This is a genomic window from Sphaerisporangium sp. NPDC005289 (assembly GCF_040607455.1).
Classification (GTDB): Bacteria; Actinomycetota; Actinomycetes; order Streptosporangiales; family Streptosporangiaceae; genus Sphaerisporangium; species Sphaerisporangium rhizosphaerae.
The window spans coordinates 125,529-150,885 of the sequence record NZ_JBEXGS010000019.1 but is presented as its reverse complement, the minus strand read 5'-3'; the positions used below and the strand labels follow the sequence as shown (position 1 = coordinate 150,885).

The window sequence follows — 25,357 nt, the reverse complement described above, 5'->3', positions numbered from 1 at the left end:
CGGATGTGGGAAGCATGCCGACCTCCGTCCCGGGGGAGACGAAGACGGGTTCGGTAGTTCAGATGATGGCGCTGTCGAGGCCCGCGTACGTCAGGAATGCCTGTAGTGCCTGGCCGTAGAGCTCGTTCATAACCGCGCGCTGTTCCGGGTTCCAGTCGGCGTGGATCTGTTTGATGATCGTGGCCAGGTCGGAACTGAACTTCTTGTCGTGGATGGAGTGGTCCACGATGTGAAGCGTCATATCGGTCTCGCCTCGGCGCGCGCGGCCCGCGAGTTGGATAAGCATGACCAGCATGCTCGCCACGAGTTCCTTGCGGAGGTCGTGGTCCATGTTGGAGAACCGGGCTGGCGAACGCAGAATCTTGGAGAGCTGCCTCCAGGATGCGTCGCTGGCCGTCATGAGGGCGGCCAGGGGCTCATCACTCCCCCCTGGGGGGAGAGAATTGATGCCGACGGCGTTGACGCTCGCGTGCAGCCAGTCAGTGTCTTCGATGCTGAGGACGGGGCGAACACACAGGTAGATGTCGCTGACCGCCGATCTGGTGCCGACCACGATGTTGAGGCCCCGTCCGATGACCGCGAGGGGAGCGATCAGTATTTCTCCACGTTCGGGGAAGTCCTTCAGCTCCTCCCGGACCATCCTGTCGACCTGCGCGGGGAGGTGCTCCTCGTAGCTTTGCTTCTCGGACCTCTTCACCAGGAGGCATACCCGGTGGCTCAAGCCGTCGGCCTGAGCCACCCCGGAGGCGAGGTAGGCGGCCTGCTCATAGGAGTTGACGGCGAGGATGACACGGGCCCGGTCTTCGTCCCTCCGCTCCAAGGAAGCCAACCGCTTGGCGAGCTGCTGCTCGTACAGACCCTTGCCGAGATCCCGCAGGGCGTTGGGTTTCCGTTCTGGTGGAAGTCCTCCGATCCTCATGGCATCGCCGTTGTGTCCGCGGACGGGAGTAGGAACGGTGACGATGGATTCCGGGCGGGTGTCGGGCAGCCACCAGCGGACGGGGGCGTGGATGTGTTCCTGTACCGCCTGTGGGAGGTAGGCGGTTGCGGACAGTCCCATGATCGGGCGTTGCACGCCGGCGGTCAGCAAGGAGGTGAGGCCCCCGAGTTCGGAGACGAAGGTGTGTGGGTCGCCACCGAAGGAGCGGGTAAGGAGTTCGGCTTCCCTCTCCTTGTTCTCCATTCCCTTGACCTGGTAACCGTGGATGGATCGGCCCAGCATCGCCAGCGGGTAGAGAGTGACGACTGTGCCGCTCCGCATGGCTTCGAGAATCTTGCGGACGGACCCGAGATCGAGGTAGCGCAGCGCCTGTGCCTGTTCCCGAAGGTTGTCCAAAGCGGTGTCGAGTTCTCGTAGCACGCTGCGGGTGACCAGGAGGTTCACCGTGGCGGACCGCTTGTGCACGTTCGGCACGATGTCCGCGAGGAGTTTGCGCATTTCCTCGCGAGTCTCGGTGAGGTAGTCCTGACCGCGTTGTGCGGTAAGAATCGTGAGGGCAGCCTGAATGGCTTCCCAATCGGCCCCACTGGGGAAGCCAGGATTCTCACCCGGCGCGGAGTCGTCGTACCAGCGTGCGGGCATGAGCTCGTCGAGGAGCGAAAAAAGTTCTGGGGGTATCTCTTCGGCTGAGGTCTCGTCCGGAAAGAGTAGCTCGAGGATTTCTCGGTCGCGGGAGCGGGCCAGTCGCCAGCCAGCGTTGTCCCGGCTGGCCCCATCTGGGCCGTCCGTTTCGTTGCCCGGGTTCAGCTTTAATCCGCTATCGGAGCAGAGCCACAACAGCAGCATCTCCGCCATGAGCCTGGCATGGCTGACGGGGGAGACCAGGTCCATCTCATGGGCGAGAGGGAGGTTCTTGGCGTCCTGATCGATTTCTCGGAGCGCGGTGGTCCGCTTCCGGGACGCCAGGGTGATTTCGGAGGTACAGCGGCTGATGGCCTGCGTCTGGAAGGCGTCGATCTCATCAATGATGAGGGCGTCGCAGGACCGCAGCGTCAGCTCCAGCACGCTCATGCCGTTAGTACCGCGGGCCTTGCCGTGGAACTCCTGTCCGTCCAGGACGACGCCGATGCGGGTGCGTCCTTCCAGGAGGTTAGCGTGGTTGGTGACGATCACGGCCGCGTCGGTCGCCTGGTAGAACTGCTGGAACTTGCCGCACACCGGTGCGAAGGAGCAGGTGTGACGGACTGAGCCACTAGCTGCGGAGGTCAGTGAGGTGCAGTTCTCCTCGCCGTACGGATACAGGCTCGGCGGATCCATCAAGGCTCGCTGGGCGCAGCCCGCCGACAGTAGGCCGAGATCGGTCCTGGTCCGGAGATCCCACTGGTCTATCCGGCCAGACGGGCTGAGGGCCGCGTAGTCCATGGCCCGACGGTGCATGCTGGTCGGCGACATCAGCGGAGTGCAGTGAGCTGGACCCGCGAGCTTTCCGATCCGATGCAAGTAGGCGAGGTCCTTGTTGATGTCCCAGGCCATGTCCAGGGTGGCGCGGACGTCGGTCACCGCAAGAGCGATCCGGATGTCGTTGAGAGTCGCCCACGATGCCAGAACCCTGACGAGTACCGTCTTGCCGCTTCCTGTGGGTGCGTTTAGAACCTGAAGGTCTCCTGACGTCAAGTCGAGCTCAGTCAGTTCTCCTCGGGTGGTCTTCATGCCCTTGAAGAAGCGCTTGAGGGTCTGATGCAAGTAGGCGACGCTCTTGTCCTGCTCGCTCAGGGTCTTGGCGACCTTGAGGAGGGACTCGACCGACGGCGCCACCCTGTCCCCCTGCGGGCGGGTCCTCACCTGAGGCAATGCCTCGTGGCCGGGTGCTTCGAGGAAGCCAGGGGTTTCTGGGATGTGGATGGTGCGGCTGGTCGTGCCGTGCTCCTTACCCAGGTAGGTGGTTCTAGTCTTGTAGGTTCCCGGACCCGCGAATGCCTGGGCTTTAGGGCGTTTGCCGAAGGTGAAGAACGGGCCGGTGACACGCTGTGCGTACGCGAGGTAGGCCCCTCCCACTCGGGGGATGACCGCGTCAGCCAGGTGGGGCTCGCCTTCTGGTAGACGCAGAGAACCACCTGATTTATCGGCCAGGACCGGATCAGGGGCATGCGTACCGAGCAGGGCGAGAACCGCCGCTTTGAGCTTCTTCGGATCCGTCCATTCCGGCGACATCAAGACCATCACCTGGCGGATGGCGTCGCGCTCCGTTGCTGGCAGGCCGGCCCATCCTGACCATGCCTGCGGCTTGCGGTGCGCGAAGAACGTGGCCTCCTCGAATCCCGCCAGGATGCGGCCCTCATCGTCCTTACGGGGAAAGTAGAGCGCCGCCAGCGCGAGTGCTCCCGCCAGACCCGCCTCGCGCCCCGTCATCTCCCCGCTCATACCTGGCCTTCCCCGACCCCGTTGACGACCATTTCCAGATAGGCGGTCGCAGTCATCGCCGCCTTCATCCCGTAAATGCGGCACACCATGTCGAGCTGCGCCACCTGCTCTTGCCGATGATCAGGAACAACCAGATACTCCGCGCCTCCCCTGTCACCGCCGTCGAGGTGCAGTTTGCTGACCAGATGATTCACCCACGTATAGTCCTTGAAGTCGGCGGGAAACATCGGTTTCTCACCGTCCTGCTGGGCGATCCACAGATCACACTGGTCCCCGTTAGGCCACAGATGAGACGTCCAAGAAGTACCCTCCAGCGCATCTGCCATAGCCCGATGCAGACTCAGTTCCGGCAAGCCCGGAACAACCGTGTAACGCCAAACGGGCCGCACGAGCGCCATGTAGTCCTCGACCAGCTTGGCTTCCGGCAACCGCGGCACGGCACCCGTCCACAAGCGGGCGGACCGTCCCGACGGCACTCGGCACTCAAAGGTCGGACTCAGCTCAGGCGCCGTCTTCTTCCTGGAGGTCATCACGAACTCGTAGGACGCACCCGTCTCCTCATGCCAGTGATACAGGCACCGGACCCTGCCAAGGGTACGTGCGCCCGAACGGGTGACCGTAACTTTCATCGGCCACCCACACGCTGGACAGGGCCACCACCATCCATTGTGCTGCGCGTACTGCAGGACCGGCTTGTAGAAGCCGTTGGCGCGGGACGGCAGTTTGAGATCGGTGAGTCCGCCGACACGAACCGTCGGATTCTCCACCAACGTGGTGCGGTGCCTCTCATAAAAGGGACCCTTGATCGCGCTGAAGACGGCTTCCTGGCTGTACTCGTCGTCGAGCTTGGGCTTCGTCACCTGGCCGCTGAACCTGCCGACCTTCTCCGCAGCCCGGATAACGCGCTGAGCTTCGTGCCGAAAGTCGAAACCGTCCTCGGTAGCCACGCCTTCGCTGTCCAGGAGCCGCACACCCGCAAGGGCCTCAGTGTCGATCCAGTCGGGCAGCAGGCCCTCAAGGGAACCCGCTCGGTCACCGGTCAGCCTGCCCAGCAGTTCCTCGAACCGGATTAAATGCCCAGGCCCGCAAACCGCCATCAGGATGGCGTGGGCCTCAATGAGATGCCCCAAACGCTTTGGACCATCCAGGTCCTCGCCAGCTATCGCGTGCTCGCACACGGCGAACGCCTTGACGATCTCCAGGAGGGAGTGGGTCTGCTGAAAGTCGATCGTGTCCTCAGCTTGCGTCACGAGCCGGAACCCTACGTCAAGGCACCGACAAAAGCGGAGAACTTCCTGAAAGGATCAACGGAAGATTGCCTCGACGCTCTTAGTATCGACTTCCGGATACTTGGTGCGGTAAGTGTCAAGGTAGTCGATAATGTGACGCCTCCCGGAGTCGGTGAGAAACCACCGATACGGTCCATGAGTCACTCCATCTGGGTGGCGGAGCACGATGAACCCCCTGCTCGGAGTGTGTCCGTCAGGACTTTGCCCCACGGCCAGGTAGTGTGGTCCACGCCCGGCCAGGCTACCGTCCACACCCCGTTCACCAGCCCGCGCGACCCGGATCATGATCTTCCACAACCATTGTGAAAGCAGCGGCGCAGGCGGCCCCGTTTCGCGAGGAACGCCGAGACCCGCACGGGCAACAGCCCTGCCACGCCGGGTCATCTCCACCCGAGTACGTGGCACATCCCCTAGACCGTCGATGTAAACCCGGTCCCGATATGCCCTGATTAGATCGCGCCGCTCCAGCGCCGCCATCGAAGATCCTGCCCCCGGATCATGAACGCCGGCCCGGCGCAACCGCTCTTGCAAAGTGGTGTACCCAACGATGTTGGGTGGGGCCGAGAGCGCCATAGTCATACGTCGCCATACAGCCGCCGACTGGCTCACCTCGCCGGCGTGCCGCTTTCGCCGCTGCTCCTTTTCTGCCTCCTGGTCCTGCAAGAAGATGCAGGTCAGATAATTGCGTTGCCGCTCGTTGAGGCCATGCCAAGCAACCAGAGATTCGGTTGAGATCTGGCGGGGTCGCCGAGCAGGAAGTACCGGAAGCGGATCTTGTGGGCGGCTACGACGCCACGCGTCCATCATCAGGCGATCAGGAACCCCGTACACCTGGGCCAGCAACCGCACTACCCGCCCAAGAGTCTCCGGAGATCGCCACGTCCAACCGCGTACCTGTCTGCCCGACTCCAGGTCACGGATCTTCTCCGCACTGACATTCAACCCCTGCGCAGCTCGTTTGCCTCGCAGCGCGGATGCGCTCTCCTCCGCGCTCATACCCGCGGCGCGCCGCAGGTCCGTAAGGGTCTCAGTTCCTCGCTCACGTCCAGTCAGATCTTGTGCATCACAACCCAAAACCTCAAGCAGCCGCCCAAATGAACGATCACCCACTGTCCGCGTTCCAGCCTCCCAGTAGCGGACGGCGCGCGAGGTAACGCCGACGGCCTCAGCCAGCTCCGTCACACTCATGCCTACGAACTCGCGCTGACGCGCGAGAGCGTGAGACGAGATCGACTGCGCCATGTTTCTAGGAAAACGCAGCGAACTGTTCACTGCAACTGTGCGCCTGCCGAAAATCCACCGTACGGCCGGCATCAAAAGCTTGCGCCGGGTCGCGCTGGTCACCGCGACCCTCGGCGACGACGCAGAGGCCCTGAAGCTCGTCGCACACCATATGGACGGCCTCGTCGTCGCGGCGATGGGCGTCGGTCACGTACCCGAACGACACGTCCCGATCCTGGCGGAGGCCACCGGGCGCATTCCCGTGGTACTCGCCTCACGTGGAGGGGCCGGCTCTGTGCTATCCCGCACCTACGGCTTCCCCGGTTCTGAGAGCGACCTGCTCGCCCGGGGACTGATCAGTACGGGCTTCCTGCACCCCTACAAGGCCCGCATCCTGCTCACCGCCCTGCTGACCGCGGGCGCCACCCGCGAGGAGATCGCCGATACCTTCGCCCAGGCAGGAGCAGCTATATGCGTAGCCAGGAAGTGACCATCGGCCGGACCTTCGGCGTGACCTTCCACCACGGCGAGGACTTCTTCACCGTGTAAACCCATGAAAGCCGCAGCTTGATGGGGGTTGGCGTAGTTGCTTAAAGATCGCTTAAGATCCGGGCATTGTCTGACGTCTCTTAGTCATCCCCGGGCAAGGATCAGGCGTCACATCTGTACGTCCCGATCTCCCCGACGACAGGTAGGCGCCGATGGATCCTCTGCGTGACCCCGATCCACGTGAGATCGGGGGGTTCCGTTTGGAGGGGCGTCTGGGGCAGGGCGGGATGGGGGTGGTGTTCCTTGGGGTCTCGCCGGCCGGTCAGCGGGTCGCCGTCAAGGTGATCCGGGAGGGTCTCCTCGATCGCCAGGACATTCGGCAGCGGTTCGCCGGAGAGGTCAAGGTGCTCAAGGCGGTGTACGGCTCTCGCATCGCATCCCTGGAGAAGGCCGACGCCTTGGCGGAGCCGCCGTGGCTCGCGGTCGAGTTCGTCCCAGGTGAGACGCTCGACACCCACGTCAGAGTGCGGGGGCCGCTCGCGCCGCACCTAGTGGCGATCCTCGGCGCGACCATTGCTGAAGGACTGGCGACGATCCATGCGGAGGGGTTGCTGCACCGCGACCTCAAGCCGCACAACATCATCCTGGGTGAGGGCGGCCCGAAGCTGATCGACTTCGGCCTCGCTGTGCTGGCCGAGCGGATGCAGGTGATCACCGAATCCGGTGTCCCGATCGGTACTCCCGTCTGCATGGCACCGGAGCAGGCCAGAATCGAAGAGCTCACGGTCGCGACCGACGTCTATGCGCTGGCTGCCACTCTGCTCTACGCGCTGACCGGGCACTACCCCTTCCGCGCCGATGACGTGCGGGTGCTGATCTACCGAATTGGACAAGAGGACATCGCCCCGGATCTGTCCGGAGCGGATGGGCCGCTGAAGGAGCTGTTGGCGGCCATGCTGGCGTTCGCCCCTGCCGAGCGTCCCTCGCTGGCCGAGGTAACCGACCGCCTCGTTGGCATCGCCACCGAGGGTGGGATCACGGTGGCCGAGGCGCGTACCGGTCTATCGACAGCGACTTTCGGCGTCAAGGGTCCAGGGCCGGAGGTTGTCTTACCGCAGGAGGCGGAGGCACCGACTGAACTCGTCGCGTCTCCGTTCCCACTCGCCGGATCCCAGCGTTCGCCAGGGCCGATCGAATGGCTCTCTGATCGGCTCCGCCGGTCGTATGCACGTCAGCCGTCCCTGTGACCGGCCACGAGGTTGTGACAGTCAGGGCCGACGACGGCGCAGGGAGCACGGAATCCATGGCAAGAGAAGGGGACGGCGTGACCACCCAGGATGAGGCCGTTCGGGACGAGACCGCCTTCGCGCCGGGGGCGCGGATTCTCGCGCGGGACGAGGAATGGCTGGTCCGCAACTCCGAGACGATCGGCATCGAGGAGGTGGAAGGACGGAAGGTCCTCCACTCGAAGATCAAGGCCGTTGGTATCTCGCCTTTCGTCCAAGATCAGCAGGCCACGTTCTTCACCCAGCTGGAGCCAATCAGCTTGCTCCGGCCCGAGGAGACCATCCTGGTGGCCGACGCCAGCTCCCGGTTCAGGCAGAGCCGGCTCTTCCTGGAAGCGGTGATCCGCAAGACGCCGTTACCTCAGTCTGAGCGGGGTCTCGCGCTGCCCGACGCCTTCCTGATGGACGCGAAGACCTACCAGCAGCGTCCCGCTGAGCTCGCCCTGCGCGGCCTGCGGCCAAGGATCCTGATCGCCGATGTCGTCGGCCTGGGCAAGACCCTGGAGATAGGGCTGCTCCTCGCCGAGCTCATCCGGCGAGGCCGAGGAGACCGCATCCTCGTGGTAACTCCACAGCACGTGCTGGAGCAGTTCCAGCACGAGCTGTGGACTCGGTTCTCCATCCCGCTGATCCGGCTGGACTCGGTCGGGATCTCGCGGATCCAGCAACGCATCCCTGCGGGCCGCAACCCCTTCACGCACTACAAGCGGGTCATCATCTCGATCGACACCCTGAAAAACCGTGACATGTACAAACACCACCTGGAGAGCATCCAGTGGGACGCCGTGGTGATCGACGAGTCGCACAATCTCATCGGGGAGGCCAGCCTGCGCAACCAGCTGGCCAAGGTGCTCGCGCCGCGGGCCGACGCGCTCATCCTGGCAAGTGCCACCCCGCACAACGGTGACAAGAAGTCCTTCGCCGAACTGATCAATCTCCTCGACCCGGCGGCCATCGCCGATAAGGACACCTACTCGGCCGAGCAGATCGCGCATCTTTACATCCGGCGCATGAAGATCAGCCCAGAGGTCCGAAACGCCGTCGGCAAGGAGTGGGCCAATCGTGGGCCCTCGGTCCCCGTCTACTGCCCGGCGACCCCCGCCGAGGAGACGATTCTCGCGGAGCTGTCGAAGGTGTGGCTCGCCGGTGAGGGTCTGGTCGATAACAAAAGGCGGCTTTTTCCTTACACCTTGTTCAAGTCATTCCTTTCCTCCCACCGGGCGCTCGCCGCGACAGTCATCACCCGGCTGCACACGATGAGCGAGCAGACCGGCCTGAAACAGGAGCGGGAGGCGCTGGGCCGACTTGTGGGAGAGAAGGGCAGCCTCGACCTCCGGGGCAAGCGGGAAGCGGTTCAGCGTCTGGGCGAGAAGATCGCGCCGAGCCTCAAACCGGAGTGGGACGCTTTGGCGCGCCTCGGCGAGCTCGCCGGCGCGATGACCGACCATGACTCCGCCAAATTGGCCCGGTTGGTGACGCTTCTGAGGGAGATTGGAGTCGGCCCGCGCAGCGACCGCCGAGTGGTCGTCTTCTCCGAGCGCATCGCCACGCTGAAATGGCTCGCCGAGGTCGTGCCGCCCCTGCTCGAGTTCACCGACGGCAGCGCCGTCCGGCGGATGGACGGGACGTGCTCCGACATCGAGCAGATGGAGATCATCAACGAGTTCGGCCGTGGCGGCAGCCCGGTGCGTCTGCTGTTCACGGGCGACGTGGCATCCGAGGGTGTCAACCTGCACAAGCAGTGTCACCACCTCATCCATTACGACTTGCCGTGGAGCCTCATCCGGATCGAGCAGCGCAACGGCCGCATTGACCGGTACGGCCAGCGTGAGCAGCCGCAGTTCCACGCGCTCATGCTCACTTCCCGCAACGGTGCGAAGGACGACAACACCGTCTCAAAGCGGCTCCTGGAGCGGGAGGCGACGGCGCATGCCAGCCTGGGCAGCGCGGAGGCGGTCACCGGCCTCTACCGGGCGGATAAGGAGGAGCGCAGGCTCATCCAGGACCTGCTCGCAGGGAAAACCGTGGATCAGTCCTTGGACGAGTCGGCGCCGCTGGACGATGGTTGGGCCGCGTTGATGGGAGAGAACGTCGCGCCAGCCATCGAAGCCCCCGCCCGCGCGAAGGTCCCGAGCCTCTTCACGGATACCCGTGACTTCGTCGAGGAGGCCATCCGCGAGGTATACGGCGATCAAGGCCTGAAACTGGAGCGGGACGCGGACATGTTCCAGTTCACCCCGCCACCGGACCTGTGGCACCGGCTCTCGCTGCTTCCTCCGTCCTACCTCAAGGAACGGAATATCCGGGAGAAACTCCGGCTCACCTTCGACCGCAAGACCGCCCAGGAGCGGCTCGACCTCGCCCGCAACGACGAGAACACCATCTGGCCGGACATCGCCTACCTCAGCGACATCCACCCGGTCGTCGAATGGCTGGTCGACAAGGTTCTCGTACGGCTCGGCCGCCAACAGGCACCGGTGATCGTCGCGGAGGTGGGCGAACCGGTCTTCCTGGCCCAGGGCATCTACTCCAACGCCCACGGCAAGCCCACCGTCGTGGCCTGGATGGCCGTCACCGGCCTGCCCAGCGCTCCGGTCGTGCGGGACATGTTCGAGACGCTGGAACGAGCCGGTGTCGGACCGCGCCTCAGCAACACGAACGAGACGGTCGACCTCGCCCACCTCCAGACCCTCGTCGGAAGCGCGGTACAGGCGGCCCGTAACCACCTGGAGGAGCGACGGGCCGGGTGGGACGCGGAGGTGGCGGCGCCGCTGGAGGACTACCGGAGCCGGCTGGCGAAATGGCAGCAGGACAGTCTCCCCGGCCTGCCGAAGGATCGGGACAAGGACGCCGTTGTGGAGACCGCGACCAGGCAGGAGGAACTGGTGAACAGCTTGATGACCACGGGTGAACCGCTCATCCGGGTGCTGGCCGTGCTCGCCAGGAAGGGCCGCTGATGGCCTTCGACTCCCTGGTCAACCGTGGCGAGTACTTCTCCAGCCACTACCTGGCCGAGATCCTGGCCGGTGAGCTGAAGCGCGGCGTCCTGGCCCGTTGGGCCGATGAGGAGAAGGCAGGCTGCAGAACGCCGCGGCTCGGCCTTCGCGCCCTGCGCCGCCCTGCCAAGGGAGAGCGGGGTTTCTTCGACGACCGTGGTTTCTTCATCGAGTACGGCTCCCGCCCCGACGACGACGACCCCCCCGCCGAGGCCGAACGGGCGGAGCGTGACAAGAAACTGCACGAACTGCACATCGCTGTGCTCGGCGCGCTTGGCTTTCTAGCGCAGCCGAGAGAGATCGAAGTGGTCAACTCCGGCAGGAACTGTCAGGTTCCCGTGGCGTACGCGGACCAGAGTGTGATCGCCATCGAGTGTGGCTGGGCGACGACCGTCGATGCCGCCATGGACCAGGCAGTGGCAGGCAGACTCCTCACCCCGGTCCAACTGGACCCCCGGGAGTCGATCGACACCGGAGCAGACCTCGCCTCGTTCCTGTTCTCCGCCGAGCAACCGCCCAAGTATGTGCTGGTACTCGCCGGCGGCGTGCTGATCCTTGCCGACCGCCACACCTGGGGTGAGCGCCGCTATCTCGGCGTCAGCCTGGACCTCGCCTTCGGCCGCGGCGATCTCAAGCCCGGCGGCGAGCTTGACATGATCGCCGCGCTGTTCGGCGCGGACACGTTGCTGCCTGCTGCTAATGGCGGCGCCGAAGCCCTCTCCGCGCTCATCGACGGATCCCGGCAGCACGCCGTCGGCGTGTCCGAGGAGCTACGCGAAGGGCTCCGTATCTCGGTCGAACTCATCGCCGACGAGGTGCTGGCCAGGCTCCGCCAGGCCGGTGTGCGTCCCGAGGAGTTCATCGACCCCGGGCAGCTGACCCACGAGTCGCTGCGCTACCTGTACCGGATTCTCTTCTTGCTGTACGCCGAGGCCCGGCCTGAGCTCAAGATCCTCCCTGTGGATGACGAGGCTTACGTCGAGGGGTATGGCCTGGCCCGCTTGGGTGACCTGGTGGTCCGCGACCTCGTCGGAGAGGCCGCCCACGGCTTCCACCTGTATGAGTCGCTGGACCTGCTCTTCCGCATGGTGAATGGAGGCCACCAGCCGCGCAAAGTTGTACGAGCCGATGGGAAGCGGTCCGATGGTGAAGGGCTGCGCTTTGAGGCGCTGCGCTCGGAGCTGTTCGACGCAGGGAAGATCAGCTTGATCGGCCGCAAAGGCATGCCTGGTTCAGGGTCGGGCATCGTCGTGGACACCCGTCTCCGCAACGCGACTCTGCATGAAGTCCTGCGCAGGCTCATGCTCCGCAAGGCGCGGAAGAAGGAACGCGGGGGGTTCATCTCCTACGCGCAGCTCGGCATCAACCAGCTCGGCGCGGTGTATGAGGGCCTGATGTCCTACACGGGCTTCATCGCCAACGAGCGGCTCTACGAGGTCGCCAAGGGCGATGCAAGGGATGGCTCGTGGATGGTTCCCGAGTCGAAGGTCGCCCAGTACGCCGACGAGGTCTTCGTCAAGCGGCCGCACCCGGAGACCGGCGTGATGCAGCGCGTCGTCAAAGAGCCGGGCGGATTCGTCTACCGTCTCGCGGGGCGGGACCGGCAGACCAGCGCCTCCTATTACACGCCGCAGTCGCTGACCGAGGTCACCGTCAAGCTGGCACTCAAGTACCGCCTCGACCAGGAGGGGATGACCACTCCGGCCCGTGAGCTGCTCAACTGGCGGATCTGCGAGCCAGCCCTTGGCTCTGGTGCGTTCCTCAATGAGGCCATCAACCAGGTCGCCGCCGAATACCTCCGCCGAAGGAGAACCGAGCCCGATGCGCCGAAGTTCGACGACGACAAGTACCCTGAAGAACTTCAGAAAGTCAAGGCATACATCGCGCTGCACAACTCCTACGGCGTCGACCTCAACAACACCGCCGTCGAACTGGCCGAGGTCTCGCTCTGGCTGAACGTCATGCACTCCGGACTGCAGGCCCCCTGGTTCGGCCTGCACCTGCGCCGCGGCAACTCCCTCATCGGCGCGGGCCGCCGCGTGTACAGCACGCCGCAGTTAGCCAAGGGCGCCTGGCTCACCCAGGCCCCGGAGGACGCCCCGTTCGCCACAGGCGCGTTATCGCCGGGAAAGATCCATCACTTCCTGCTCCCTGCGCTCGGCTGGGGCGCGGTCGCGGGGGAGAACGAAGCCAGGCAACTCGCTACACAGGACACCGCGAAACTCGCAGCCTGGCGCAAACAAATTCGGCAGCCCCCGACCGGCAAGAAGACCGGGCAGCGGCGGAGCCAGATCCAGCGGCTGCAGGAACTCGCTCAGCGCGCCGAATATCTCTGGCGGCTCGTCCAGCAGCGCCTGGAAATCTCCGAACGAGAGATCAGCCGCCGCATCGACGTCTACGGCGCCGATGATCTACCACAGCCGGCGAACGCATACGACCGTGCGGACATTCTCCGGGATCTTCACCTGGTCGGCGCGCCATACTGGCGACTCAAAACCGTCATGGATGCCTGGTGCGCCCTCTGGTTCTGGCCCGTAGACAAGGCCGACCTCCTCGACGGGTCCGCTGAGATCTACACTCGCCTCCAAGCCCTCACCGCCGCGCTTCCCACTCCCTACAGCTCTCGCGACCGGGAGCAGCCGGAGAGATCAGTCCTAAGCGGATTTGGCGGAGATAACGCGGGCTTCCCCGAAGCGTGGGAGCAGGACTCGCTCTTCGGAGGTGGTCCCAAGCAGCTGACGCTCGCGGCCGGTGGCTCAAAGCCCACAGCCAAGCCGCAGCCGAAGCCAGTGGATCACCTCGCCGGGGTCCGCTCGACGATCCCGCTCGCCGACCTGGACGACTGGCTCGACTTCGCCGAGGCCGTCCTCGGCCGAGCCGACCTGGAAAAGGGGTTCGCCCCTGAGGACATCGACAACCTCGACCAACTAGCCGAACACGAGGACCAGGTCCAGGACGAGATGTTCATGGACCCGCCGAGCCGTATCAAGGACCGCTTCCCCTGGCTCGACATCGCCGAGGACATCGCCCAGGCCCAGGGCTTCTTCCACTGGGAAATCGAGTTCGCCCACGTCTTCAAACACGGAGGCTTCGACCTCCAAATCGGCAACCCCCCATGGGTGCGCCCCCGCTGGGAGGAAGCGCCCGTCCTGGCCGAGCTCGATCCCTGGTTCATGCTCGCGGACAAACCCCCGGTGGCGGAGTGGCGAGCGAGGAAGGAGGCGCTGCTCACTGCTGAATCGAACCGGGCGTTCTTCCTGGGCGAGCTGGCCAGCAACGTCGGCGCGGTCGAATTCCTCAGCTCCGTGGCGACACACGCTCTGCTTGCGGGAACGCAGGTCAATCTGTATCGGGCGTTCATGGTCCGCGCCTGGCGGAGTCTCGGCCCCTCCGGCATCGCCGGCCTGCTGCACCCCGACAGCCACATGGTCGGAGCCCAGGAAGGCAGGCTCCGTGCGGCAGCCTACCGGCATCTTCGGATACATGCCCACTTTCACAACCGGCGACTCATCTTCGCTGATGTGGACTGGAACGTCGAGTATGCCGTCCAGATCTACGGAGCTGAGAAAGAGATCGGCTTCACTCATGTGAGCTGGCTGTACGACGTGGCCGCACTGACCGGGTCATTCGACCATGACGGTATGGGAGAGCGGCCGGGCATCAAGTTCAACGGATATTGGGACCTGCGCCCGCACCGGGACCGGCTTATCGAAGTGAACGAGGACGTCCTGACCGAATGGCAACTGCTGACCGGGGAGACCGGCGTCCCGGCCGCGGAGACGAAGCTGCTCTACCCAGTGACCAGCGCGGAGCAGGGTGCCATCGCCGCGCTCTCTCAGGTGGAGTGTCGGCTCAGTGCATTTGATCCGCAGATCAGCGCTGGTTATCACGAATCAAACGCCAAGAAGGATGGGCTAATCGAATGGCGTGTAGGCGCTCCGGGTGACTGGTCGGAGGTGATCATGCGCGGCCCGCAATTCACTGTCGCTACCCCTTTCGCCAAGCAGCCTCCGCTGATGGGCCGGAATGACCCTGTCATGAACGTGGCCACGCTCGCCCCGAACGCGGTACCCACAACCGACTACCAGAGATCGACCGACCTCAACCGCTACCAACAGGCCCAGGATCGGTGGCTCGACCATCGGAAGCTGGCGGAGTTGCGAGTCGACACTGAACTGATCGCCGAGATTCGGAATTCTCTCGCGGCGAGCAAAAAGATCACCCCGGAGTTGGTTACCCGCGAGGACCTGGAGGTCCGGCTACGTCCGCTGGCCACTCGCCGGTACACCGAGTTTTATAGGCTTTTTTGGCGGGTGATGATACCCAACAGTACGGAGCGGAGCCTGTACGCCGCACTTATGCCGTCAGGGCCTGCACATGTTGATGCAGTCAACAGCATGGCGTTGAGCGATAACAGGATGACGGCATTGGCCGCAGGATTTTGGGCATCGCTTCCCCTCGACTATCTGTTGAGGATCACCGGGCGGAGCCATCTGCGCATTTCTGAGGCCAAGACGATGCCGGCGCTGGATCCCCAGCACCCACTGGCCGATGCACTCCTGCTTCGCACGCTTCGGCTCAACTGCCTCACCGAGGCCTACGCGGAACTCTGGGCCGAACTGCACGACGATTCGTGGGCGTGCGATTCCTGGGCCGCCAGCTGGCCGGGGCTTCCATCGCTCGGCACGGTTGGAGCGGTCTGGACTCCAGATAGCGCACTGCGGGCTGAACGCGCCCGCCGTGCCGCCCTTGTCGAGCTCGATGCCTTGGTGGCTCTCATGCTCGGCATCGATGCTGAGGAGCTGGCGGCACTTTACCGCTCCCGATTCCCGCAGTTGGTCACATACGAAAGTGCGATGTGGTTTGACGCAAACGGCCGCAAGCTGGCTGAAAACTTCAACGCTTACGGTCACGGCCAGATGAAGGGACATTTCGAGCAGCTCATGAAGCACCTGGCCGATCCGGGGACGGTCTTGCTGCCGGAGGGATACTCGGCGCCGTTCTATAAGGCTGACCGGGAAGGCGAGTACCGGCAGGCGCACGCCGCCTTTGCCGAGCGGCTGCGTACCGCCTGGAAGGGCGGAGCCGTACGGGATGGTGAGAAGTGAAGCCGACGCTGACAGCGGAGGGGCTTCGGCGGAGCCTCACCCATTACCTGTCCACCACGTTCGCGCTCGCTGAGAGGCCGGTCAGGGAGGCGCTCGGGCAATTTCTTAACGACCCGGAGCAGGGTATCTTCCGCGGTCCCTTCTTACGGATCCGCACCCCGTTCCAGCAGGCCGAGGCGGACTGGCGGAACTGCCTCGGATGGGCGCCCGCGAGTCTGCCCAGCCCGTACCGGCACCAGGCGGAGGCGTTCAAACGACTCAGCACGCTCCACGGCCCGGCCGAGCCGACGCTCATCACGACGGGTACCGGTTCGGGTAAGACCGAGTCGTTCCTGATCCCGGTGCTCGATCACTGCAAGCGGATGGGCAGGCCCGGGGTCAAGGCCGTGCTGCTCTACCCGATGAACGCCCTTGCCACCGACCAGGCCGAGCGGATCGACCGTTACCTGGCCGACGCGGGGCTTGCAGGAGTTAAAGCCGGTCTGTACATCGGCGACACCCCTGCTAAGGGGTTCGGCAAGGTGCTGACCGACCGGGCCGACATCCGGCGGGAACGGCCTGACCTGCTCATCACCAACTACAAAATGCTGGACCTGCTGTTACAGCGCCCCGAGGACCTGGAGCTGTGGGAGGGCTGCGACCTGGCGTACGTCGTGGTGGACGAGTTCCACAGCTACGACGGAGCGCAGGGCACCGACGTGGCGATGCTGCTGCGGCGCCTGGCCGCCGCGGTCGGCCAGGCTCAGCCGGGTAACCCGATGGGCGGCATCTGTCCGGTCGCCACCTCGGCCACTCTTGGAGAAGGCGGCGACAGCACAGAGATCCGCAAGGTCGCAGAGCAGGTCTTCGGGGTGCCGTTCCCGGCGGCGTCCGTCGTTGTAGAGGATCGGCTGGGCGTCGACGAGTTCATGGGGGAGATCGACTACCGGCTACCGGTGCCGAGCCCTCAGGAACTCGCGGCGCTGCCCGATCCGATCGCCGATCCCTCGGCGATCGAGAAGATCGCCGAGCTTCTCCTCAGCAGGGGGCCGGACTCGGACTACCATCCGCTCGACCAGGAGCAGCTCGGCGAGGCGCTTCGCAGCCACCTGTTCACGCGGGCGGTGCTGAAGGTGCTGGACGGCGGACCGATGACTCCGGCGGAGATGCTCGGCCCGCTTCCCCGCGATGGTGCCTACGGCTGGGACAATGCGTTGCGCAAGGATCCCGGACTGGCCGCGGACGCGCTCGCCCGGTTCGTCGGCCTGCTCGCTCACGCCCGGGGTAAAGACGACAGCCCTTTCCTGCACATCGAGAGCCACCTATGGGTCAGGGCGGTCTCCCGACTCCTGCGGGCGGTGACCCCTGAGCCGATCTTCGCCTGGTACGGCGACACGGCCAAGACGACGCAGGTCACGGGCGGCCCCGACACGCCCGCACTGCTGTCCCACACGTATCTGCCTGCTGTTCACTGCCGGCACTGCGGCAGGTCCGGCTGGGCGGCGGTCTCGCCGCTGAAGAACCCCGCCGAGTTGGTCGTCTCACCGGAGCGGATCTACCGGGCGTCGGCGACCGAGCGGACCCGGCTACGCCTCCTCATCGCAGCCACTGTGGAGGAGGCGCGGGCGCAGCTCGCGGCCGGGTTGGCCTCCGGCGCGGGGGTGGCGGTGCTGGACCTCGGCGGGAGTCGGCTGCGTCCACTGTCCGCCAGGGACCTGAAGGCCGAGGACGCAGGTATCGACGGTGGTGTCTTCGTCTTCGCGGACCTGATGAACGACCAGGCCGCGAGGGACGAGCGGTGCCCTGCCTGCCAGGAGGACAACGGCACTCTCTTCCTGGGTGCGGGCATTGCCACCCTATCCTCAGTGGCGATCACACAGCTGTTCACCGGCGGCTACCTGGAGCCGGAGCAACGCAAGACGCTGCTGTTCAACGACTCCACGCAGGACGCCGCGCACCGGGCGGGATTCGTCGCCAACCGCTCCTACCAGTTCTCGCTCCGTTCCCTCCTCGCCTCGCAACTGTCGGAGGAGGAACCGAGCACGCTGAATGACCTCATTGGATCGCTCATCGACGTCGCCGGGGAGCCCGGCAACCTCGTCGCGGTCGTGCCGCCCGACCTGTACGACCGGCCGGGAATCCACAGTCTGCTCTCCAGCGGGGGCAGCGGGTCGCGAGAGGCGTGGGACCTGATCGGCGAGCGGCTGGCGTTCGCGACGGTGCTGGAATTCGGACTGCACTCCAGGCAGGGCCGCACCCTGGAGCTGACCCGCACGGCCGCTGCCGAAGTGCTGCTGGAGGACCCCGCGAGGATCGCCGCTTTGGCCCAGAGCCTGCACGAGCAGATGCGTCAGGAGAACGAGGATCTGCTCGCGCCGGCCTCACTGCCCAGCAAGGCGAGGTACGTCGCGTTCGTGCGGGGGATTTTGGAGCAGCTCCGCCGACGTGGTGCGGTGCGGCACCGCTGGCTCGACCCCTACATTGACCAGGCCGGAGTGCGGCGCTGGCTCATCTGGGGTGGCCGTCCCGACGGCATGCCGGCCTTCCCCAAGGGACGCTCCGCGCCCGCGTTCCTGCTTGACCGGCCCAAGACCGGGACCCAGTTCAAGGTCGCCACCCGGGCCGGCAGCTGGCATGAGGACTGGACGCGCCGCTGCCTGGGCCTGGACCGGCCGGGCGCGCTGGCGTACCTGACCCGGCTGTTGCCGGTCCTGGCGGAGAACGGAGTGCTCGCCGCGCGAACCACGCTCGACGGCGGCACCCGGGTGTACGGCCTGCACCCCGGGCACATCCAGGCATGGAGGCTCGGAGACGACACCGCAGCGTATGCCGGAGTGGAGTGTGACGTCTGCTCATGGGCACAGACCCTCCACCCCGACCGGATCGCCGACTGGAACGGTCAGCCGTGCCCGAAGCTCCGATGCGGGGGCAAACTCGTCCCGGCGACAGACGATCGGTACCGGCAGGACTACTACCGGACGCTCTATCGTGCCTCCGGCGCATTCCGCGTGGTGACCGCCGAGCACACCGGTGTGCTCACCCGGGCACAGCGCGAAGACGTCGAGGCTCGTTTCAAGCAGCCTGCCGGCTACACCGATCCGAACGTGCTGTCGTGCACCCCCACCCTCGAACTCGGCATCGACATCGGTGATCTGTCGGCCGTCATCCTGGCCTCGCTCCCCTCAGGACCCGCCAACTATGTCCAGCGCGCCGGGCGGGCCGGTCGGCGCAATGGCAACGCCCTGGTGCTGACGATCCTTGATCGGCGCTCACGGGACCAGTACTACCTGGCCGAACCACGCCAGATGATCGACGGTGAGATCATCCCGCCGGGCTGCTATCTGTCAGCCGTGGAGATCCTGCGCCGCCAGTACCTCGCGCATCTCCTGGATCTGGCGAGCCGGGACAGATTTCCCGGGGTGCCGCCGATGCCGCGGCTCGCCTCTGCCCTGTTCGGCTGGCTGGAGGCGCTTGCCGCCGCAGCCCAGCGGGAGGGGGCGCTCCTGGCGGAGCAGTTCCTGGCGCTGTTCCCCGCCGTGGGGGGCGAGGAGACCGTCAGCCCGCTGACCGCTTCGGACCTCACTCGGTTCGCGCTCACCGGGCTGAAGGAGGCCGTCGACAGCGCGCAGGAGATCTGGAACGGGCGGGTCGAGGATCTGCGCGCCCGGTTGCGGGCCATCGGCGAGGCCGCCGATGGGCTGGTCCCCTCCGACCCCGAGCAGCTCAAAGTCATCAAATCGCTGCGGGCCGAGCGTAGGGCCGTTGCCGAGCATCTCAGCGAGATCGGCATGGCGGGCGCGCACGCCACGATGGTGGAGCTCGGGCTGCTGCCCAACTACTCCCTCATCGACTCCAGGACCGCGCTGGAAGCCACCCTCACCTGGGAGGAGAAGACCCCGGCGGGGGATCGGGTCTACCACAGCGAGCTACGGGAATACAGCCGCTCGGCGAAGCTGGCGTTGACCGAGCTTGCACCGGGAAGCTCCTTCTACATCCGCGGATACAAGCACCGCGTCTCAGGGCTCGACATCGGGTCGCCTGAGCGGCCCAGCTGGCAGCAGTGGCGGATCTGCCCCGAATGCGGCTACGTCCGTACCGACCGGGCGGCTCAGGACAGCAGCCGGTGCCCCCGGTGCGGAAACACCGATATCGGTGACAGTGAGCATCTGCATAAGGTGCTGCGGCCCCGACGGGTGACGGCGCGGGATCGCAGAGATGACGCTCTCATCCGCGACGACCGTGAGCAGCGGGAACGTGTCTACTACAACAACGCCGTCGCAGTCGATATCGACTCCGAGCGGGTGGAACCCGAGGCGTGGCGGCACGGGGAGGTCACCTTCGGCGCCGACTTCACCCGGCACGCGGTGGTCCGCACTTTCAACCTGGGCGTCGCCCGGGGAGACCGGGGCACCGAGCTCACCTTCGCCGGGCAGTTGGTGCAGATGAATCCGTTCTTCACCTGCGTGACCTGCGGCGGCACCACGATCAACGGCCGCCCTGACGTCGTAGACGCCGGGTCGACGGTTTCGGGAGCACCAAGTCCGGCCGCAGCTCACCACCAGACGTGGTGCAGGCACTACCGGTCCCCGGGCACGGCTACACACGAGGAACTGATCCTCGCTCACGAGCTGCCCACCGAGGCCCTGCGCATCCTGCTGCCGGTCGCCCTCGCCAGGGTCAGAGAGCGGCTGCTGTCGTTCACGGCCGCCCTGCTCGCCGGGATCCACGCGCATTATGGTGGCGAGCCGGATCACCTGGCCGTCGTGACCGCGCGGATGCCCGACCACACCACCGGCGTCGTACGGAACTTCCTCGTCCTGCACGACACCCTGCCCGGTGGGACGGGGTACCTGCATCGGCTGGCATCCTCCGATGCCTTCCGGGACGTGCTCTTGCGTGCCCGCGAGGTCATCCAAAGCTGTCCCTGCGTGAGTGAGGGACGCCAGGCGTGCCATCGCTGCCTGCTGCGCCATGTGTCCGGCCGGGACTACGAGGTGGTCAGCCGAAGCGAAGCGCTCGACCTGCTGGACCAGCTGCTCGGCGAGAACGGGGAGAAGTGGGTCATCGCGCCGGTGTCCAGCGTGGCCGGCATCTCTCTGGAGAAGCAGGTGGAGAGCGAGTTGGAGGGACGTTTCCTGCAGGGTCTGCTTGACTGGGCAGGCCGCCCAGGCTCACCTGGCAGTCTCACCGAGAGCGGAAAGGTCGACGGCAAGCACACGGGGGACCTGCGGATCAGCGGACCGGACGGCACGGTCACTCACTGGCGGATGACCTTACAGAACACCCTGCCCGGGACCCGGCCCGACGTGGTGTTCGAGCGGTTGGACGCCGCGCGGCTCGTCGTGGCCGTCTACCTGGACGGCTACCGCTACCACGCCAACGTGGAGCACAACCGGCTGGCCAACGACGCTGCGATCCGGGCCCGACTGCGCGCGCAGGGGGTGGTCGTCTTCCAACTCACCTGGGACGACGTGGAAGATTGGACCGGCACGGAGCGGCCCCGGGTCTGGCCGCCCTACCAGGGACTCGCGCAGGACGCCGCCCGCGGGATTCTCCGCGGCCCACGAGGTAACGGTGATCCGGCCGACCTAGAGCGATACATCTGGACCAACCCCGTCGACCTGCTACTGAGTTTCCTCGCCTCCCCGGAGGCCGAGTGGCGTCGCCGGGCCGAAGCCGCCGCGGCCGGACTGATCCGCCAACCCGGCGTGGCGAAGACCGTTTCGTCGTCCTCCGGCATCGCTGAGCGGATATCGGCCGCGCTGCGCGGCGAATCCCTGCCGGAACCCACGACCGGATCCATCACCCTGTATCGCGCCGAGGACGACAACCGGTGCCCGATCACCCTCCTGCTGGATGTACGGGCAGGAGCTTCGCCCATCGTCACCGCGCTGACCGTCGTCGACGACCGAGATGAAACCATCAGCGCCGACGAAGACGCGCATCGGCGCCGCTGGGCCGCCTGGCTGTACTGGGGGAATGTGCTGCAGTTCCTGTCGGTGGGCGACGGCGACGGCGGACAGCTCGCCTTGAGTGCCCTCACCAGCTTCGACCCCGCGCAACTCGCCGTGACGGGCGGAACCGGGCTGATGCTCGCGCTACGCGACCAGCCACCCATCGACCTGTTCGCCGACGATGTGGTTCCCCCACGTTCGCTCGTGGAATCTCCGGTGCCGGAAGCGCTGCCGGGAGACGGGGAGTGGGCGGAAATCTTCGAGTATCTGAACATCGAGGAGCCGGGTCTCCTCAAACTCGCTCAGGAACTCGCCGCACGGGGGGTCCCCGCGCCCGAGGTGGGCTACGAGCTGGGCGAAGGGGCCTGGCAGGCCGAACTGGCCTGGCCCGCGGCCGAGGTCGGAGTCGTGCTGGCCGCCCGCGGCGAGAACGACTCCGAGGCCGAGAGGCGGGACGCAGCATACGCCCACGCCGGCTGGCTGGCGCGTCCGGCGGCTGACTGGAACGCCGATTCACTGGCTGAGCTGATCAAGGGAGTTCGATGACCGCGGCGACCCTCCGGCTGCTGGACAAGGCCGATCAGGAAGTCGGCAAGCTCGATCGGTCCGTCAAAGGCGCCGTCTACGAGTTCCAGCACAAGTTCCGCAAGAACCCCCGCAGCCACGGGTTGAATCTCACGCAGCTGAAAGACGGCTCGCGACTGTACACGGCGTGGGTAACCGCCGACTACCGGGCGCTGCTCCTGCACGTCGGGGACGCGGACTATCTGCTGCTGTCGGTGCTGCACAGCAAAGATGTCGACGACAAGCTCGAACGGCTCGCCTACCAGATCAACCCCGTCACAGGTGGAATCGAGTTCGTCGACGTCCAACAGATCGAGGACACCGTCCTACGGCCTGCCGAGGCCCGCGGGCTCTTCGATGCCTACACCGCCGAGCAGCTACTCGAGCTCGGTGTCGCCGAGCCGCTGCTGCCGCTCATCGCAAAGATCACGACGCTTGAAGAGCTACGCGGCCTTGCCGCGTCCGCGCCGCAGCTCACGGTCGACGTCCTCTTCGGGCTGCACGACGGCAAGAGCCTTGATGAGGTCCGGGAGCAGATCACCGGACCGGTGAAGGCCGACGACCACATTGATGCCGACGACTTCGCCACCGCCGCCACCCGGCCCGCGACTCTCGTCACCACCGACGACGCGGCCCTCCAGGCCGTGCTCGGCGAATCCTTTGAACGCTGGACGGTGTTCCTGCACCCGACGCAGAAAAAAGTCGTGGAGCGCAGATACAACGGGCCCGCGCGGGTGAGCGGAGGTCCGGGAACCGGGAAGACCATCGTCGCCCTCCACCGGGTGAAGCATCTGATCGACCGGATAGGGCCCGGACACAGCAAACCGGTCCTGCTGACCACCTTCAACCGCAACCTCGCCGCAGATCTTAAGACGCGGCTGCTCGAACTCGGTGGGCAGCAACTCCTCGACCGAGTCGACATTGTCAACATCGACAAACTCGCTCACGAACTCATGGCCCAAGCGTCAGCCCAGGGCAAGAACCGCCGCCTCATCTCCGACGAACAGGCCGTACGCGAGTGGCGGCAACTGCTCCTGGAACTCGGAGAGACCGGTTGGGATCCGGAGTTCCTCGCCGCCGAATGGTCCCACGTGATCCTCGGCCAGGCAGTCAACTCCCGCGCCGATTACTTCCAGGTTCGGCGGGCCGGACGCGGGCGGTCCATCAGCCGGCCCGAGCGGGCCAAGATTTGGCAGCTCGCTGAGCGCTTCACCAAGCACCTCGACGACAAAGGACTTTGGACCTGGCGGCAAGTAGCCGAGCACGCGGCCAGGCTGGAGATGGAACGAGCGGCCAGGGTCCGCCGATACGAGGAGGACAGAGCCCGGCTCGGTGGGCAGGAGCTCATCCATCGCGCCGCGGAATCGGGCGCCTGGCTGGACTACCGGTACAAGCACGTTGTCGTGGACGAAGCCCAGGACCTCAACGCCGCGCACTGGAAGATGCTCCGCGCCATGGTCCGTCCCGGACCCGACGACATCTTCCTGGTCGGCGACACCCACCAGCGGATCTACGACAACTACGTGTCGCTCGGCAGCCTGGGAATCAACATCCGCGGCGGCCGCTCGTCCCGGCTAACCCTGAGCTATCGCAGCACCCACGAGATCCTCGATTCCGCCCAGGACCTGCTGACCGGTGAGACCTACGACGACATGGATGATGGCACCGACAATCTCACCGGTTACCGCTCGGTGCTGCGCGGACCCCACCCCGCGTTCCGGGGACTGCAGACCTGGGACGAGGAGCGGGACGCCATCGCCGACCAGATCGCCCAGTGGAACGACGTCCCGCCATCCGCCATCGCCGTCTGCGTCCCGACGGGGGACATGGTCACCGAGGTCGCCTACCGGCTCGCGGAAAAAGGTATCTCCGCCGTGGAGATTGGCCCTGATGGCCCTCGCGGACCGGACGGGGTCAGAGTAGGCACGATGCACCGCTTCAAGGGTCTGGAATTCCAGCGGATGATCATCGCTGGGGTATCCGACGGAATCGTGCCCCGGCAGGCGATCAAGGCATACCGCGCAGCCGATCCGCTGCGGTACAAGCGGGAGCGACAACGCGACCGGTCGCTACTCTTCGTCGCCTCGACTCGTGCCCGCGACTCACTGACAATCTTCTGGCACGGAAGGCCCAGTCCCTTCATCGGGCTCCGCTAATGCTCATCACCGAAGCGAAGATGCGAGACGCGGCCTGCACGGCGACGCGCGCGGCGGCCGCCAAGGCGCGCTCCAGCTCGGCGACCCGAGGTACCCCAACCGAGGACAGGGCAAGCAGCGACGTTAACCAGAGCGCATGGCAAGCTCTCTTGATCCACCGACTCACCACAGAGGACGCCATGCCCATCACCACTGCGACCTTGCCAGCCCTGCCCGAGGGGTTGCCCGATCCCCGGGACCGCACCCAGGCCTGGGACGGCTCGGAGCCGGCCTACCTGCGCTGGTGGCAGCGGCTCGCGGAGCATGCCGGCGAGGACGACTACCCCCGAGTGAACAATCAGGTCAATCAGTTCAAACTGCGCGAGCTGTATGCGCATGCCATCCCCACCCGCGCCGCGCTGGAACGCCTGTTGGCGCTGGGTCCGCTGATAGAGGTCGGCGCGGGCGCCGGCTACTGGGCTCGCCTACTGCGTGACCTGGGCGGGGATGTGCTGGCCTACGACTGCTACTCCCCCGAGTGCAACCATTGGCTAACCGGGGCCGTACCCGGTCGCCCAGCGCCGGTCACACCGAACTGGACGGCCGTCGCCGTCGCCAACGAGGGGCTGGTGGGACAGCACCCGGGCCGGGCGGTATTCGTTTGCTGGCCGCCGCGGCCCAGCAATGGTTACTTAATCAACATCCTGCGCCGTCACCGACCAGCCGTGGTCGCGCTGATCACGCAGGGGATGGGGCCTATGAGGGGCCGCGACGACGACTTCTACCTGACGTTGCAGGAGGGGTGGGAGCAAGATCATCCGCAGTTTCTACTACACCATTGGCCTTACCAGACCGACAACTTGACCATCTGGCGGGCCGCGTCCCCGGGGTGACCGCTGAGTTGCTAGCGCTTGTGCTCTGGGATGCGGTGCGTAGCCTGCACGCCGAGGACCGCATTGGGGCAGAGCGGTCACC

The 25,357-nt window shown here is 65.8% G+C and carries 11 protein-coding genes; 7 read left to right on the top strand and 4 right to left on the bottom strand.

Annotated features, from left to right (window positions below):
* Nucleotides 1-58: 58 nt before the first annotated feature.
* Genes ABZT47_RS28840 through ABZT47_RS28825 form a run of 4 tightly spaced genes read right to left on the bottom strand, consistent with a single transcriptional unit; the run spans nucleotide 59 to nucleotide 6,097 of the window.
* Nucleotides 59-3,361, bottom strand: a complete 3,303-nt coding sequence (locus ABZT47_RS28840; RefSeq protein ID WP_354848707.1) for a hypothetical protein — start codon at nucleotides 3,359-3,361, stop codon at nucleotides 59-61.
* Nucleotides 3,358-4,611: a hypothetical protein gene (locus ABZT47_RS28835; protein ID WP_354848704.1), complete on the bottom strand. Its 1,254-nt coding sequence runs from the start codon at nucleotides 4,609-4,611 to the stop codon at nucleotides 3,358-3,360. The genes ABZT47_RS28840 and ABZT47_RS28835 overlap by 4 nt, the downstream gene beginning before the upstream one ends.
* Nucleotides 4,612-4,665: 54 nt before the next feature.
* Nucleotides 4,666-5,892 (bottom strand): helix-turn-helix domain-containing protein, encoded by a 1,227-nt coding sequence (locus tag ABZT47_RS28830; RefSeq protein ID WP_354848800.1) that lies wholly within the window; start codon nucleotides 5,890-5,892, stop codon nucleotides 4,666-4,668.
* Between the two features lie 4 nt (nucleotides 5,893-5,896).
* Nucleotides 5,897-6,097 carry a hypothetical protein gene (locus tag ABZT47_RS28825; protein WP_354848802.1) on the bottom strand — a complete coding sequence of 67 codons (201 nt, stop codon included), beginning with the start codon at nucleotides 6,095-6,097 and terminating at the stop codon, nucleotides 5,897-5,899.
* On the opposite strand from ABZT47_RS28825, the gene ABZT47_RS28820 reads away from it, so the two are divergent.
* From ABZT47_RS28820 to ABZT47_RS28790, 7 genes are all read left to right on the top strand, one after another.
* Entirely contained in the window at nucleotides 6,023-6,361 is a 339-nt protein-coding gene (locus tag ABZT47_RS28820; RefSeq protein ID WP_354848797.1) for a hypothetical protein, read from the top strand. The genes ABZT47_RS28825 and ABZT47_RS28820 overlap by 75 nt on opposite strands.
* A gap of 211 nt (nucleotides 6,362-6,572) precedes the next feature.
* Nucleotides 6,573-7,607, top strand: coding sequence for a serine/threonine-protein kinase (locus tag ABZT47_RS28815; RefSeq protein WP_354848702.1), 1,035 nt, complete (start codon nucleotides 6,573-6,575; stop codon nucleotides 7,605-7,607).
* A gap of 77 nt (nucleotides 7,608-7,684) precedes the next feature.
* Complete coding sequence (locus tag ABZT47_RS28810) at nucleotides 7,685-10,603, top strand: DEAD/DEAH box helicase (RefSeq protein ID WP_354848699.1); 2,919 nt, start codon at nucleotides 7,685-7,687, stop codon at nucleotides 10,601-10,603.
* Nucleotides 10,603-15,750 carry a class I SAM-dependent DNA methyltransferase gene (locus ABZT47_RS28805; RefSeq protein ID WP_354848696.1) on the top strand — a complete coding sequence of 1,716 codons (5,148 nt, stop codon included), beginning with the start codon at nucleotides 10,603-10,605 and terminating at the stop codon, nucleotides 15,748-15,750. The genes ABZT47_RS28810 and ABZT47_RS28805 overlap by 1 nt, the downstream gene beginning before the upstream one ends.
* Nucleotides 15,747-22,229 (top strand): DEAD/DEAH box helicase, encoded by a 6,483-nt coding sequence (locus tag ABZT47_RS28800; RefSeq protein WP_354848694.1) that lies wholly within the window; start codon nucleotides 15,747-15,749, stop codon nucleotides 22,227-22,229. The genes ABZT47_RS28805 and ABZT47_RS28800 overlap by 4 nt, the downstream gene beginning before the upstream one ends.
* Entirely contained in the window at nucleotides 22,226-24,403 is a 2,178-nt protein-coding gene (locus ABZT47_RS28795) for a UvrD-helicase domain-containing protein (protein ID WP_354848691.1), read from the top strand. The genes ABZT47_RS28800 and ABZT47_RS28795 overlap by 4 nt, the downstream gene beginning before the upstream one ends.
* Nucleotides 24,403-25,275, top strand: coding sequence for a hypothetical protein (locus ABZT47_RS28790; RefSeq protein WP_354848688.1), 873 nt, complete (start codon nucleotides 24,403-24,405; stop codon nucleotides 25,273-25,275). Before ABZT47_RS28795 ends, ABZT47_RS28790 begins: the two co-directional genes overlap by 1 nt.
* Nucleotides 25,276-25,357: the final 82 nt, after the last annotated feature.

Coding starts and splice junctions, on each gene's coding strand:
- ABZT47_RS28840 (WP_354848707.1), bottom strand. CDS start 3,361: ATGAGCGGGGAGATGACGGGGCGCGAGGCGGGTCTGGCGGGAGCACTC.
- ABZT47_RS28830 (WP_354848800.1), bottom strand. CDS start 5,892: ATGGCGCAGTCGATCTCGTCTCACGCTCTCGCGCGTCAGCGCGAGTTC.
- ABZT47_RS28815 (WP_354848702.1), top strand. CDS start 6,573: ATGGATCCTCTGCGTGACCCCGATCCACGTGAGATCGGGGGGTTCCGT.
- ABZT47_RS28805 (WP_354848696.1), top strand. CDS start 10,603: ATGGCCTTCGACTCCCTGGTCAACCGTGGCGAGTACTTCTCCAGCCAC.
- ABZT47_RS28795 (WP_354848691.1), top strand. CDS start 22,226: ATGACCGCGGCGACCCTCCGGCTGCTGGACAAGGCCGATCAGGAAGTC.
- ABZT47_RS28790 (WP_354848688.1), top strand. CDS start 24,403: ATGCTCATCACCGAAGCGAAGATGCGAGACGCGGCCTGCACGGCGACG.